Source organism: Pseudomonas sp. 43(2021) (assembly GCF_017490805.1).
GTDB lineage: Bacteria > Pseudomonadota > Gammaproteobacteria > Pseudomonadales > Pseudomonadaceae > Aquipseudomonas.
Map to the genome: position 1 here is coordinate 1 of NZ_JAFGYJ010000018.1, position 14,215 is coordinate 14,215.

At 63.3% G+C, this 14,215-nt stretch carries 8 protein-coding genes; 2 read left to right on the forward strand and 6 right to left on the reverse strand.

Annotated elements, in window-relative coordinates; translation table 11 throughout:
• Positions 1–239: 239 nt before the first annotated feature.
• Positions 240–1,127, reverse strand: coding sequence for an acyltransferase (locus tag J5M71_RS16485; protein ID WP_207833907.1), 888 nt, complete (start codon positions 1,125–1,127; stop codon positions 240–242).
• Between the two features lie 182 nt (positions 1,128–1,309).
• Here J5M71_RS16485 and J5M71_RS16490 point away from each other — a divergent pair, with 182 nt between their 5' ends.
• Positions 1,310–1,810, forward strand: coding sequence for an ATP-dependent zinc protease (locus J5M71_RS16490; RefSeq protein WP_003257529.1), 501 nt, complete (start codon positions 1,310–1,312; stop codon positions 1,808–1,810).
• 114 nt (positions 1,811–1,924) lie between these two features.
• Here the strand turns inward: J5M71_RS16490 and J5M71_RS16495 are convergent, their stop codons facing one another.
• From J5M71_RS16495 to aceE, 5 genes are all read right to left on the reverse strand, one after another.
• Positions 1,925–2,548 carry a glutathione S-transferase gene (locus J5M71_RS16495; RefSeq protein WP_063914526.1) on the reverse strand — a complete coding sequence of 208 codons (624 nt, stop codon included), beginning with the start codon at positions 2,546–2,548 and terminating at the stop codon, positions 1,925–1,927.
• 3 nt (positions 2,549–2,551) lie between these two features.
• Positions 2,552–3,220, reverse strand: coding sequence for a peptide-methionine (S)-S-oxide reductase MsrA (gene msrA / locus J5M71_RS16500; RefSeq protein WP_207833916.1), 669 nt, complete (start codon positions 3,218–3,220; stop codon positions 2,552–2,554).
• 165 nt (positions 3,221–3,385) lie between these two features.
• Entirely contained in the window at positions 3,386–6,076 is a 2,691-nt protein-coding gene (locus J5M71_RS16505) for an EAL domain-containing protein (protein WP_207833924.1), read from the reverse strand.
• 493 nt (positions 6,077–6,569) lie between these two features.
• The gene (gene aceF / locus J5M71_RS16510) at positions 6,570–8,207 is read right to left on the reverse strand and encodes a dihydrolipoyllysine-residue acetyltransferase (RefSeq protein ID WP_207833926.1); all 1,638 of its coding nucleotides are present in this window, start codon (positions 8,205–8,207) and stop codon (positions 6,570–6,572) included.
• A 13-nt stretch (positions 8,208–8,220) separates the two neighbouring features.
• Positions 8,221–10,866, reverse strand: coding sequence for a pyruvate dehydrogenase (acetyl-transferring), homodimeric type (gene aceE, locus J5M71_RS16515; protein ID WP_207833928.1), 2,646 nt, complete (start codon positions 10,864–10,866; stop codon positions 8,221–8,223).
• A 383-nt stretch (positions 10,867–11,249) separates the two neighbouring features.
• On the opposite strand from aceE, the gene glnE reads away from it, so the two are divergent.
• Positions 11,250–14,183, forward strand: a complete 2,934-nt coding sequence (gene glnE, locus J5M71_RS16520) for a bifunctional [glutamate--ammonia ligase]-adenylyl-L-tyrosine phosphorylase/[glutamate--ammonia-ligase] adenylyltransferase (RefSeq protein WP_207833944.1) — start codon at positions 11,250–11,252, stop codon at positions 14,181–14,183.
• Positions 14,184–14,215 lie beyond the last annotated feature (32 nt).

The following is a 14,215-nucleotide window of genomic DNA, read 5'->3' on the forward strand; positions in this document are numbered from 1 at the left end:
ATCCAGAGCATTTTTGTAGTTGTGCTTTGGTCGATTTTTATCCACTTAGGTGGGGGATGACAAAAAAGTAATCCTTATGCTGATTATTAGCCTGGGTTCTAATCGGATTCTTGCAGTGCCTGTTCCGGCCTCTTCGCGGGTAAACCCGCTCCCACAGGGGACCCACAGGTTTTGAGTGCTGCGCAGTACCTGTGGGAGCGGGTTTACCCGCGAAGAGGCCAGTACAGGCAGTAAAGATCTCAGCCCATCTCCACCCGCAGCTGCTCGATCCGCTGGTCCTTCTCCACCCACAACTGGTTCACCCAGGCCTGCACGGTCTGGCGGAACTCGGGATCATTCTCGTAATCCCCCGACCACAGCACCGGGTCAAGCTCCCGTACGCGAATGTCGATAATCACCCGGTTGATGGTGCCATTGAGCAAGTCCCAGAACCCCGGTGCCTTGTTGCCGGGGTACACGATGGTGACGTCCAGCAAGGCATCCAGCTGCTCCCCCAAAGCCGCCAGCACGAACGCCACGCCACCAGCCTTGGGCTTGAGCAGGTAGCGATACGGCGACTGCTGCTGCTGACGCTTGGCTTCGGTAAACCGCGTGCCTTCCAGGTAGTTCACCACAGTCACCGGCTGACGCTTGAACAGTTCACAAGCCGCCTTGGTGATTTCCAGGTCCTTGCCCTTCAGCTCCGGGTGCTTCTCCAGGAAGGCCTTGCTGTAGCGCTTCATGAACGGGTAATCCAGCCCCCACCAGGCCAGGCCCAGCAGCGGCACCCAGATCAGCTCCTTCTTCAGGAAGAACTTGAAGAACGGTGTACGGCGGTTGAGGCTCTCGATGAGTGCCGGAATATCGACCCAGGTCTGGTGGTTGCTGACGGCCAGGTACGAAGTGTCCTTGCGCAGGTTCTCGACGCCGCGGATATCCCACTGGGTAGGGATGCACAAGGCAAAGATGGCTTTGTCGATCTCCGACCAGGTCTCGGCCACCCACATCACCGCCCACGAGGCATAGTCACGCCCACGCCCCGGCAGCACCAGTTTGAGCAGGGCGAAGACCAGCAGCGGGCAGATCAACACCAAGGTGTTGAGCAGCAGCAGGGTAGTTGTGAGGATGCCGGTCAGCAGGCGACGCATAAAGAGACTCTTGTTGTGGGAGATAAACGGTTGGCAATGATAAGCAGGGCCGTGGCCTACGCCAAATTTCCAATGCCCTTCGGCAGGGACAAATGTTTCACATTATGTTGGTTAGGCTTGTGACAGCGAACCTATCCTGCCAGTGCAGTCTAAGCACTGACCTTTCTCAAGGAAGCCTGCCTGTGAAACCTCTGCTTGCCCTGTTGTCGTTGCTGGCGCTGCCGGTGATGGCCGCCGAACCCACTATCTACGGCCGTTACGAGAACATAGCCCTGCCCGAACTGGGCGAAACCCTGAAAGCCAAGATGGACACCGGTGCCTTCACCGCGTCGCTGTCGGCCAAGGATATCGAGCTGTTCACCCGCGATGGCGACGAGTGGGTACGCTTCCGCCTGGCGACCAAGGACTCGGACGGCAAGGTTTACGAGCACAAGGTCTCGCGCATCAGCAAGATCAAGGGCCGTGCCGATGAAGAGGAGGAAGGCGATGCGCCGGAAATCTCCAAACGCCCGGTGGTCGACCTGGAGCTGTGTCTGGGGGACGTGAAGCGCACCGTGGAGGTCAACCTGGTGGACCGCAGCAGCTTCAACTACCCGCTGCTGGTGGGCTCCAAAGCGCTGCGCGAGTTCAAGGCGGCGGTCAACCCGGCCAAGAAGTTTACCGCTGGCAAGCCTGACTGCTGATTTCGGCTGGCTTTACTGGCCCTTTCGCGGGCAAGCCCGCTCCCACAGGTATCGCGCAAGTCTAAAGCTGTGCGCCGTATCTGTGGGAGCTGGCTTGCCGGCGATGGCGGCCTTTCAGGCTACTGGAGAGGTAGCGACCATCGATGGCCGCTTGACCACCTCGGCATACCACGCCGCCAACCCAGGCTGGCGCTCACGCCAGCCGAACTCCGGCTGGCGCAAATCCAGGTACCCAAGCGCGCAGGCCACGCCAATCGCCGCCAGGTCGAACCCGGACATCAACTCGGGCAAATGCTCCTGCTCCAGGTTGGCCAGGCTACGGCGAATCTTGTCGCCCTGCGCCTGCAACCAGCCATCCCAGCGTTTCTCCTCGGGCCGCAGGAAGCTTTCATAGCGCGACAACACCGCCGCATCCATGATCGCATCAGCCTGCGACACCAGCGTCATGCGCCGCCAGCGCGCCGAGCCTTCGCGCGGCAGCAGCGGCAGGCCGACGTGCTGCAGGTCGAGGTATTCGCAGATCACCCGGCTGTCGTGCAGTATCGTGCCGTCTGCCAGGCGCAGGGCCGGGATCTTGCCGATCGGGTTGTCCTGGTTCAGTTGCGGGTCGCCGCTGATCGGGCTGATGTTCACCGGCTGCAGCTGCACACGCTCAAGCTGGCCGGTCTCGTGCAACACCACCATCACCTTGCGCACGAATGGTGAAAATGGCGAGTGGAACAGGGTCATCGTGCTCATGCGTCAGTTACCCTGCAGGCTTGGTGGCAGGCACACGCCGGTACCGCCGATGCCGCAGTAGCCGTCCGGGTTCTTGGCCAGGTACTGCTGGTGGTAGGCCTCGGCGAAGTATACGGTCGGTGCCTGGTCGATCTCGGTGGTGATCTCGCCGAAGCCGGCCTTGGTCAGCTCAGCCTGGAACGCGTCGCGGCTGGCCTTGGCCTGTTCCAGCTGTTCAGGGCTGGTGCAGTAGATGGCCGAGCGGTACTGGGTGCCGATGTCGTTGCCCTGGCGCATGCCCTGGGTCGGGTTGTGCAGTTCCCAGAACATCGCCAGCAGCTCGCGGTAGCTGACCTTGTCCTTGTCGAATACCACCAGCACCACTTCGGTATGGCCGGTCAGGCCCGAGCAGACTTCCTCGTAGGTGGGGTGGGGGGTGAAGCCGCCGGCGTAGCCGACCACCGTGCTGACCACGCCTTCACGCTGCCAGAAGCGGCGTTCGGCACCCCAGAAGCAACCCAGGCCGAAGATGGCGAAGTCGATGGCGCCCTCGAAGAAGGGCCCGAGCAGTGGCGTGTCTTTGAAGACATAATGGAACTCGGGCAGGCTCATTGGCGTTTCGCGGCCAGGCAGGGCCTGTTCCGCGGTAGGCATGACGTTTTTGTTCACCAGGATTTCCGAACGCAGGACCATGGCCGTTCCTCTGTAGATCTTTGAGATGGGGGCTGGGGCATTCGCGGGTAAACCCGCTCCCACAGGTCCTGCACAGATTTCGAATATTGTGGTGTACCTGTGGGAGCGGGTTTACCCGCGAAGGGGCCCGTATGAGCGCTATAGTGCCCGAGGTTTATGCGGCTGTCAGGCCACAGGACCACGCGGGTAGCGCTTCAGTCGTTCGGCCAGCTCCCGCCCCGGGATCGGCCGGTCGAACAGGTAGCCCTGGCCCACGTCACAGCGGTGCCGGCGCAGGAACGCCAGTTGCTCCGGCGTCTCGATACCCTCGGCCACCACTTTCAGCTTGAGGTTGTGGGCCATGGCCACCACCGCCGAGGTGATTTCCATGTCGTCCTGGTTGTCCGGGATTTCATTGATGAAGCTGCGGTCGATCTTGAGGATGTCGATCGGAAACTTCTTCAGGTAGCTCAGCGACGAATAACCGGTGCCGAAGTCGTCCATGGCCAGGGTCAGGCCCAAGTCCTTCAGCTCATCCAGCTGGCGGTGGGTATCTTCGGTGGCCTCCAGCAGCAGGCCTTCAGTCAGTTCCAGCTCCAGCAGGTGCGGGGGCAGGGCTTCTTCCTTGAGAATGGTGCTGATCGACGCCACCAGGTCCGGGTCGGAGAACTGCTTGGGCGACAGGTTGATGGCCACATGCAGGTTGCCCATGCCGGCCTCGCGCAGCTGCTGGCTCATGCGGCACGACTGGCGTACCACCCATTTGCCGATGGGGATGATCAGGCCGGTCTCTTCCGCCACGCTGATGAACTGGTCCGGGCGGATCATGCCGCGCTCGGGGTGGTTCCAGCGCAGCAGTGCTTCCAGCCCCAGCAGGCGGCCGCTGCGCAGGCACAGCTTGGGCTGGTAGAACACCTCCAGCTCGTTCTGGGTCAGGGCACGACGCAGGTTGTTCTCGACGAACAGCTTGTAGCTGGCTTCGGCATTGAGCACTTCGGTAAACACCTGCACCTGGTGCTTGCCGTTGGCCTTGGCCTTGTGCAGCGCGAGGCCGGCGTTCTTCATCAGGCTGGCCGGGTCGGCACCGTGCAGTGGCGCGCAGGCCAGGCCCACCGAGGCGGTGACGTTGATCAGCTGGTTATCGACGAACATCGGCTTGTCGAGGGTGCGCAGCAATTGCTGGGCGACGCCCTGGCCATCTTCCAGGCTGGTGTCGTCGAGCAGCACGGCGAACTCGTTACTGGCAAAGCGCGCCAGGATACCGCCGGTGTGCAAGCTGTTGCGCAGGCGCCGGGCCAGGCTGATCAGCAGCTTGTCGCCGGTCTGGTGGCCGAGGCTGTCGTTGATGCGCTTGAAGTTGTCGATGTCCACCAGCAGCAGGCACATCGAGTTCTCACCATCGCGGGCAAAGCGCTCGTCCAGGCTGCGGATGAACGCCGGGCGGTTGCCCAGGTTGGTCAGGTTGTCGGTGTAGGCCAGGCGCTCGATGCGCTGCTGGGCCAGCTTGGTCTGGGTGACGTCTTCGTAGATGCCGATATAGTGGGTCAGCTCACGGTTGTCGCCGTAGACCTTGGAAATCGACAACTGGCCCCAGTAGGGCTCGAGGTTCTTGCGCCGGCTCTTGAACTCGCCCTGCCAGCTGTTGCCCATGGCCAGGCTCGACGGCGAGTCGAACAGCAGCTCGCTCAGGTTTTCCAGCGCCGGCAGCTCGCCCAGGTGGCGGCCTTGCACTTCCTCGGTGCTGTACTGGGTGATGGCGGTAAAGCTGGGGTTGACGTACTCCACCACGCCGTCGCGGTTGACCAGCAGGAAGGCGTTGGCGCTCTGCTCGACGGCACGCTGGAACAGGTGCAGGGCGCTGGCGGCGGTGCGCCGGTTGTGGTTGGTGATGACCTGGGCGAACTGGTCGGCCAGCTCGCCGGCAAAGGCGATTTCGTCCGATTGCCAGGCCCGTGTCTGGCCGGTCTGCTCCAGGCACAGCACGCCGACTACCTGACCATCGACGCGAATACTGGCATCCAGCATCGCCTTGTTTTCCGGGTACAGGCTTTGTGCCAGGGCGCGGGTGCGCGGGTCGTGGCCGGCATTGTGAGCGTCGATGGCGCGGCTGGCGTGCAGCGCGTCGAGGTAGTCGGGGAAGCGGCTGGCATCGATGGCTTTGGGCTGGCGGTACTCCTGCGCTTCCCGGTACCAGGCGGTGATCGGCTCCAGGCGCTGGTCTTCCAGGTGCCAGATGCTGGCAATATCGACCTTGTAGATCTCGCAGGCGCTGCGGGTAATCAGCTGGGCGGCTTCCCGCAGCGAGTTACCGGCGCTGTAGCGCTGACGGGCCAGGCGCAGGATCAGGTCCTGCTGGCCGCGTACCCGTTCCAGATGCTCGAATTGTTCCTGCTGCGCGCGCTGGTTCAGTTGCAGTGCCAGTTGCAGGCGGTTGTTGCGCGACTCCAGGTCGCTGGCACCGGCCTCGCCGGTATCCTCGGGCTGCTCGTCGAACACGCTCAGGTAGCCGCGTAACAGGTGGCGGTTGTGCTGCTTGTAGGCTTCACCAGCTTCCAGCAGGCGTAGCGATGCAGCTGGCGTGTGCAGGGTGTAGCGCACGCGGTAGTAGCCGCGCTGGGCCAGTTGCAACTGGATCTCGTCGTGCAGCCGGTAGCGGGCCTCGGGCTCCATCAGGCTGGCATAGGGCGCGTCTACCAGGGCGCACAGGTCGCTGGCGTGCAGGCCGAACTGGCGCTCGCAGGCCGGGTCGAGGTAGAGCATGGACCAGGTGGCTTCGTTGAGCCTTTCGAAACGCAGCATGCCGAGCCGCGAGGGCACGGGTAACTGCGTGACGACCTCGGCCACCACACGGCTGGTGGCATCGGGTTGGCTTTTCATCGAAGACTCGCTTGAAGAGGTGACGCTGCTTTGGGGCGGCGGCGGATCTGGCAAGGTTGCATCATGTCCCGGGGGCTGGCAAGCAGCCATGCGTGATGCTGTGGACGGGTTATCGGCAAATCTTGGATCGCCTTGAGATTTTTGGCGTCTGGGCGGTCGAGCGCCGCCCGCGCGGCGCATCGCGAGCAAGCTCGCTCCTACATCTGTTTCGGGCCAGTCATGCCTGTGACAGGCGCGCGCGACCGCCTTGCTTCTACGACGCGATATCGAGCCATACGCCAAGGGTTCGCGCGCAAATCCCACAGGAAAAATTGGCCAGAAACAGATGTAGGAGCGAGCTTGCTCGCGATGCGCCGCGCGGGGGCGCTCGATTTCGCAGGCGCCAAACCTCTATCGGCAGGTAAAAAAAAGCCCCGCCAATCGACGGGGTTGAGGTACGAGCGTGGCAGCTCGAAAGGGTACTGCCCCTCGCAAGGAGGGGCAGTGTGCTGCCTTACAGCAGCATGGTGCGGATATCGCCCAGCACGTCGCCCAGGCGCTTGGTGAAGCGTGCGGCGGCAGCGCCGTTGATCACACGGTGATCGTAGGACAGCGACAGCGGCAGCATCAGCTTCGGCTGGAAGGCCTTGCCATCCCAGACCGGCTGCATGGTCGCCTTGGAGACGCCCAGGATAGCCACCTCCGGCGCGTTGACGATCGGCGTGAAGCCGGTGCCGCCAATGTGGCCGAGGCTGGAGATGGTGAAGCAGGCGCCTTGCATCTCGTCGGCCGACAGCTTCTTGGTGCGGGCTTTTTCGGCCAGCGCAGCCGCTTCGGCAGCCAGTTGCAGCAGGCTCTTCTGGTCGACGTTCTTGATCACAGGGACCAGCAGGCCGTCCGGAGTGTCCACGGCGAAGCCGATGTGCACGTACTTCTTGCGGATGATGGCCTTGCCGCTTGGCGCCAGCGAGCTGTTGAAGTCCGGCAGTTCCTTGAGCAGGAAGGCGCAGGCCTTGAGCAGCAGTGGCAGCACGGTCAGCTTGACGCCAGCCTTCTCGGCCACGGCCTTCTGCGCAACGCGGAAGGCCTCCAGCTCGGTGATGTCGGCGGAGTCGAACTGGGTGACGTGCGGCACGTTCAGCCAGCTGCGGTGCAGGTTGGCAGCACCGACCTGCATCAGGCGGGTCAGGGCCACTTCTTCCACTTCGCCGAACTTGCTGAAGTCCACGGCAGGGATCGGCGGGATGCCGGCGCCACCGGTTGCACCGGCGGCTGCCGGAGCTTCCTTGGCCTTCTGCATCATCGCCTTGACGTAGACCTGCACGTCTTCTTTGAGGATGCGGCCGTGCGGACCGGTCGCGGCAACCGCGCCCAGGTCGACACCGAATTCACGAGCCAGCTGACGAACCGCCGGGCCGGCGTGAACCTTGGCATTGCTGCCGGCAGCCGGTGCGCTGGCAACCGGTGCAGGAGCAGCAGCCGGGGCTGCAGCGGCAGGTGCGGCGGCCGGAGCAGCCTCAGCCTTGGCCGGGGCAGCAGCAGCGGCAGGTGCCGGAGCGGCAGCCGGCGCAGCGCCTGCAACTTTCAGCTTGAAGATCAGGTCGCCAGTGCCGACTTCGTCTTCCAGCTTGCACAGGACTTCTTCGACCACGCCGGCAGCCGGCGACGGGATTTCCATGGAGGCCTTGTCGGACTCCAGGGTAATCAGCGACTGGTCGGCTTCGACGGTGTCGCCGACCTTGACCAGCACTTCGATGATCTTGGCCTTGCCCGACGAACCGATGTCCGGTACGTGGATGTCCTGCACGCTGGCGGCAGCCGGCGCTGCTGCCGGCGCAGGGGCAGCTTCGGCGGCAGGCGCTGGTGCAGCAGCTGGAGCCGGAGCGGCAGCCGGGGCCTCAGGGGCCGCAGCAGCGGCGCCCTCGGCTTCCAGAACCAGCAGCTCGTCGCCTTCTTTCAGGCGGTCGCCCAGCTTGACCTTCAGTTCCTTGATGACGCCGGCTTTCGGGGCCGGGATCTCCATGGAGGCCTTGTCGGACTCCAGGGTCAGCAGGCTCTGGTCAGCCTCGATACGATCACCGACCTTGACGAACAGCTCGATGATTTCACCTTCACCGCTGCCGATGTCAGGTACGCGAATGAGTTCGCTCACTTAAAAATACTCCTCAGCAGTCCAGTGGGTTGCGCTTGTCCGGGTCGATACCGAACTTGACGATAGCGTCTGCAACAACCTTGGGTTCGATCTCGCCACGGTCAGCCAGGGCTTCCAGGGCAGCCAGCACCACGAAGTGACGGTCGACTTCGAAGAAGTGACGCAGCTTCTTGCGGCTGTCGCTGCGACCGTAACCGTCGGTACCCAGGACCTTGAATTCTTTGCTCGGCACCCACTGGCGAATCTGCTCGGCGAACAGCTTCATGTAGTCGGTGGAGGCGATGACCGGGCCCTTGCGACCGGTCAGGCACTGCTCGACGTAGGTCTGCTGTGGCTTCTGGCCAGGCTTCAGGCGGTTGGCGCGTTCCACGGCCAGGCCGTCGCGACGCAGTTCGTTGAAGCTGGTGACGCTCCACACGTCGGCACCGACGTTGAACTCTTCACGCAGGATCTTCGCCGCTTCGCGGACTTCGCGCAGGATGGTGCCGGAGCCCATCAGCTGCACGTGGTGCGCGGCTTCGCGGGTGTCTTCTTCCAGCAGGTACATGCCCTTGATGATGCCTTCCTCGACACCGGCCGGCATGGCTGGCTGCTGGTAGGATTCGTTCATCACGGTGATGTAGTAGAAGATGTCCTGCTGCTCTTCGGTCATCTTCTTCATGCCGTCCTGGATGATCACCGCCAGCTCGTAGCCGTAGGTCGGATCGTAGGTGCGGCAGTTCGGGATGGTGCCCGCCATCATGTGGCTGTGACCGTCTTCGTGCTGCAGGCCTTCACCGTTGAGGGTGGTACGGCCGGCGGTACCGCCGATCAGGAAGCCACGGGTGCGGCTGTCGCCAGCGGCCCAGGCCAGGTCGCCAATGCGCTGGAAGCCGAACATCGAGTAGAAGATGTAGAACGGCAGCATCGGCTGGTTGTGGCAGCTGTACGAGGTACCAGCAGCGATGAACGACGACATGGCGCCGGCTTCGTTGATGCCTTCCTCGAGGATCTGGCCCTTCTTGTCTTCGCGGTAGAACATCACCTGGTCTTTATCGACTGGCTCGTAGAGCTGGCCGACCGACGAGTAGATGCCCAGCTGGCGGAACATGCCTTCCATACCGAAGGTACGGGCTTCGTCCGGGATGATCGGGACGATGCGCTGGCCGATTTCCTTGTCCTTGACCAGCTGCGCCAGAATACGCACGAAGGCCATGGTGGTGGAGATTTCGCGGTCGCCCGAGCCGTCCAGGATCGCTTTCAGCGTTTCCAGTGGCGGGGTCGGTACGCTGAAGCTCTTGGCGCGGCGCTGTGGCACGAAACCGCCCAGGGCAGCACGGCGCTCGGCCAGGTACTTGGCTTCGGCAGAACCTTCTTCCGGCTTGAAGAACGGCAGGTTCTCCAGGTCGGCATCCTTGACCGGGATGTCGAAGCGGTCACGGAAGTGACGCAGGCTGTCGACGTCGACCTTCTTGGTGTTGTGTGCGGTGTTCTTGGCTTCGCCGGCACCGGTACCGTAACCCTTGATGGTCTTGGCCAGGATGACGGTAGGCTGGTCCTTGTGGTTGACCGCCTGGTGGTACGCCGCGTAGACCTTGTACGGGTCGTGGCCGCCACGGTTGAGCTTCCAGATCTCTTCGTCGGACAGGTCTTCGACCATGGCCTTGAGCTCTGGGGTGTTGAAGAAGTTCTCACGAACGTACGCGCCGTCTTTGGCTTTGTAGTTCTGGTACTCGCCGTCGATGACTTCGTCCATGCGGCGCTGCAGGGCACCGTTGGTGTCCTTGGCGAACAGTGGGTCCCAGAAGCGGCCCCAGACGACCTTGTTGACGTTCCAGCCACCGCCACGGAACACGCCTTCGAGTTCCTGGATGATCTTGCCGTTGCCGCGAACCGGGCCGTCGAGGCGCTGCAGGTTGCAGTTGATGACGAAGATCAGGTTGTCCAGCTTCTCGCGGCCGGCCAGGGCGATTGCGCCCAGGGATTCCGGCTCGTCGCACTCGCCGTCGCCCATGAAGCACCAGACCTTCTGCTTGCCGGCCGGGATGAAGCCGCGGGCTTCCAGGTACTTCATGAAGCGTGCCTGGTAGATGGCCTGGATCGGGCCCAGACCCATCGATACGGTCGGGAACTGCCAGAAGTCAGGCATCAGCCATGGGTGCGGGTACGAAGACAGGCCGTTGCCGTCCACTTCCTGACGGAAGTTGTTCATCTGGTCTTCGCTGATGCGGCCTTCCATGAAGGCACGGGCGTAGACGCCTGGCGAGGCGTGGCCCTGGAAGAAGATCAGGTCGCCGCCGTGTTCTTCGGTCGGTGCCTGGAAGAAGTAGTTGAAGCCGATGTCGTACAGGGTGGCGCTGGAGGCGAAGCTGGAGATGTGTCCGCCCAGGTCCGAGTCTTTCAGGTTGGTACGCATGACCATGGCCAGGGCGTTCCAACGCACCATCGAGCGAATGCGGCGTTCCATGAACAGGTCGCCAGGCATGCGTGCTTCGTGGGTGACAGGGATGGTGTTGCGGTATGGCGTGGTGATCGCATACGGCAGCTGGGAGCCACTACGGGTGGCCAGCTCGCCCATACGGGTCATCAGGTAATGAGCGCGGTCTTCGCCTTCTTTGTCGAGGACCGACTCCAGGGCATCCAGCCATTCCTGGGTTTCGATTGGATCGAGGTCTTGCATGGCTTGCTCCAGGGCGGAAAGGCAACCAGAATCGATTGCCTGAAGTTGCGACTGGCCTTATGGGCAGACGTCGTGAATTCTTGGATTACCGGGGTGTCCTCCGGCGCCGTGTAGTTTTACTACATTTGCTTTCGCATTTCATGCTTTTACACGACACGGGTAGTAGTAAAACTACATTTGTGCGACGTTTCGTCGCATGCTGGCTTGTGAGGAAAAACGTTCATGTTGGTTGGCGTTGTGTCGCGAGCGGGTAATTCTTGATGGTTGTTGCCATTTTTTCGTTCATTTCAGCTATTTCCAACTTTTGTACGACAGTCCAACCGTGGTCCGGCTTCCCCTTGGCCGCTTCTTCCCCTCTATTTCACGCCGATCAAGGATAGACCATGCGCCTACCTTTGCCGTCCGATCTGCCCGCTACCCTGCAACCACTGGTCGCGCGCAACCAGCAATTCATCAGCGATGCCGTGGCTGCCCACCCGGAACTCGACCTGCAGGCCTGGAGCCCGCTGCACCGGCAACAGTTCGACCAGGTTGCCGCCGCCAGTGACTTCGTGCTCGGCCTGGCCCGGCGCGAGCCGGCCATGTTGTTCGGCCTGCTGGCCAGTGGCGAGCTGGACCGGCGTTACGCCGCAGGCGAACTGCGCGGTCACATCGCGGCAGCCGCCCAGGCGGCGCAGAGCGAGGACGAGCTGGCACGCAACCTGCGCCGCGAGCGCAACCGCCAGCAGATGCGCATCATCTGGCGCGACATCACCCGCCAGGCCGCGCTGGGCGAAACCTGCCGCGACCTGTCCGATCTGGCCGATGCCGCCATCGACGAAGCCTACCAATGGCTGTACCCGCGCCACTGTCAGCAGTTCGGTACGCCTGTCGGCAACCGCAGCGGCCAGCCGCAGCACATGGTGGTGCTGGGCATGGGCAAGCTGGGCGCGGTGGAGCTGAACCTGTCGTCGGACATCGACCTGATCTTCGCCTTCCCCGAAGGCGGCGAAACCGAAGGGGTGAAGCGCTCGCTGGACAACCAGGAGTTCTTCACCCGCCTGGGCCAGCGCCTGATCAAGGCACTGGACCCGGTCACCGTCGACGGCTTCGTGTTCCGTGTCGACATGCGCCTGCGCCCGTACGGCTCGGCCGGCGCGCTGGTGCTCAGCTTCAATGCCCTGGAGCAGTACTACCAGGACCAGGGCCGTGACTGGGAACGCTACGCGATGATCAAGGCGCGGGTGGTGGCCGGTGATCAGGCGGCCGGTGCGCAGTTGCAGGAGATGCTGCGGCCGTTCGTGTACCGCCGTTACCTGGACTTTTCCGCGATCGAAGCGCTGCGCACCATGAAGCAGCTGATCCAGCAGGAAGTGCGGCGCAAGGGCATGGCCGACAACATCAAGCTGGGTGCCGGGGGCATTCGCGAGGTGGAGTTCATCGCCCAGGCCTTCCAGCTGATCCACGGCGGGCGCGACCTCAGCTTGCAGCAGCGGCCTTTGCTGAAAGTGCTGGCCACCCTTGAAGGCCAGGGCTACCTGCCACCGGCCGTGGTTGCCGAACTGCGCGAAGGTTATGAATTCCTGCGTTATGCCGAGCACGCCATCCAGGCCATTGCCGACCGTCAGACGCAGATGCTGCCGGACAGTGAGACCGATCAGGCGCGGGTGGCTTACATGCTCGGTTATGCCGACTGGCAAAGCTTCCATGACCAGCTGACGCACTGGCGTGGCCGCATTGACTGGCACTTCCGCCAGGTGATCGCCGACCCGGATGATGAAGACGGCGAGGGCGAACTGGTGGTGGGGGGCGAATGGTCGCCGCTGTGGGAGCAGGCGCAGGATGAAGATGCCGCTGGCCGCCAGCTGCAAGAGGCCGGTTTCCAGCAGCCCGCCGAAGCCCTGCGGCGCCTGGCCGCGCTGCGCTCCAGCCCGCAGCTGCGTTCCATGCAACGGATCGGGCGTGAACGCCTGGACGCCTTTATCCCAAGGCTGCTGGCCCAGGCTGTGGAACATGACAACCCCGACCTGGTGCTCGAGCGCGTGCTGCCGCTGGTCGAGGCCGTGGCACGGCGTTCTGCCTATCTGGTGTTGCTCACCGAAAACCCCGGCGCCTTGCGCCGCCTGCTGACCCTGTGCGCCGCCAGCCCGTGGATTGCCGAGCAGATTGCCCGTTACCCGCTGCTGCTCGACGAACTGCTCAACGAAGGCCGCCTGTTCAGCCCGCCACTGGCGCCGGAGTTGGCCAGCGAGCTGCGCGAGCGCCTGACGCGCATTCCCGAGGACGACCTGGAACAGCAAATGGAGGCGCTGCGCCACTTCAAGCTGGCCCACAGCCTGCGCGTGGCCGCCTCGGAAATCAGCGGCAACCTGCCGTTGATGAAAGTCAGCGACTACCTGACCTGGCTGGCCGAAGCCATCCTCGACCAGGTGCTGGCCCTGGCCTGGCGCCAGACCGTGGCTCGCCACGGGCAGCCCAAGCGTAGCGACGGCAGCCTGTGTGACCCAGGCTTCATCATCATCGGCTACGGCAAGGTGGGCGGCCTGGAGCTGGGCCACGGTTCTGACCTGGACCTGGTATTCATCCACGATGGCGACCCGCAGGCGGAAACCGACGGCGCCAAGCCCATCGACAGTGCGCAGTTCTTCACCCGGCTGGGCCAGCGCATCATTCACCTGCTGGCCACTCAGACCAACTCGGGCCAGCTGTATGACGTGGACATGCGCCTGCGCCCGTCGGGGGCCTCGGGCCTGCTGGTGAGCTCGCTGGGCGCGTTCGAGCGCTACCAGCAGAACGAAGCCTGGACCTGGGAGCATCAGGCCCTGGTGCGCGCCCGGGTACTGGTGGGCTGCAAGCAGGTGGGCGCTGCATTCGAAGGCGTGCGCGCCAAGGTGCTGGGCCAGGCCCGCGACCTGGAAAAGCTGCGCAGCGAAGTGAGCGAAATGCGCGCCAAGATGCGCGATAACCTCGGCACCAAGGCTACCGCTGCCGGTACCGCGGCCAATGCCTTCGAGGCCGGTGTACCGTTCGATATCAAGCAGGATGCGGGCGGTATCGTCGATATCGAATTTATGGTGCAATACGCCGCTTTGGCCTGGTCTCACGACCATCCGGCCATACTTCGATGGACCGATAACATCCGCATTCTGGAAGAGCTGGAGCAGGCAGGGTTGATGCCGGCCAGTGACGCGGTGCTGTTGCGTGAAGTGTACAAGGCGTTCCGCTCGGCCTCGCACCGCCAGGCCCTGCAAAAGCAGGCCGGGGTGATCGATGCGGCGCAGTTTGCCGATGAGCGCCGCGAAGTGCGGCGGATCTGGGGTGAACTGGGCCTTACCTGAAGGCCCCGCCAACCCTGTGGGAGCGGGTTCAC

Coding starts and splice junctions, on each gene's coding strand:
- msrA (WP_207833916.1), bottom strand. CDS start 3,220: ATGGTCCTGCGTTCGGAAATCCTGGTGAACAAAAACGTCATGCCTACC.
- glnE (WP_207833944.1), top strand. CDS start 11,250: ATGCGCCTACCTTTGCCGTCCGATCTGCCCGCTACCCTGCAACCACTG.
- aceE (WP_207833928.1), bottom strand. CDS start 10,866: ATGCAAGACCTCGATCCAATCGAAACCCAGGAATGGCTGGATGCCCTG.
- J5M71_RS16495 (WP_063914526.1), bottom strand. CDS start 2,548: ATGAGCACGATGACCCTGTTCCACTCGCCATTTTCACCATTCGTGCGC.
- J5M71_RS16485 (WP_207833907.1), bottom strand. CDS start 1,127: ATGCGTCGCCTGCTGACCGGCATCCTCACAACTACCCTGCTGCTGCTC.
- J5M71_RS16505 (WP_207833924.1), bottom strand. CDS start 6,076: ATGAAAAGCCAACCCGATGCCACCAGCCGTGTGGTGGCCGAGGTCGTC.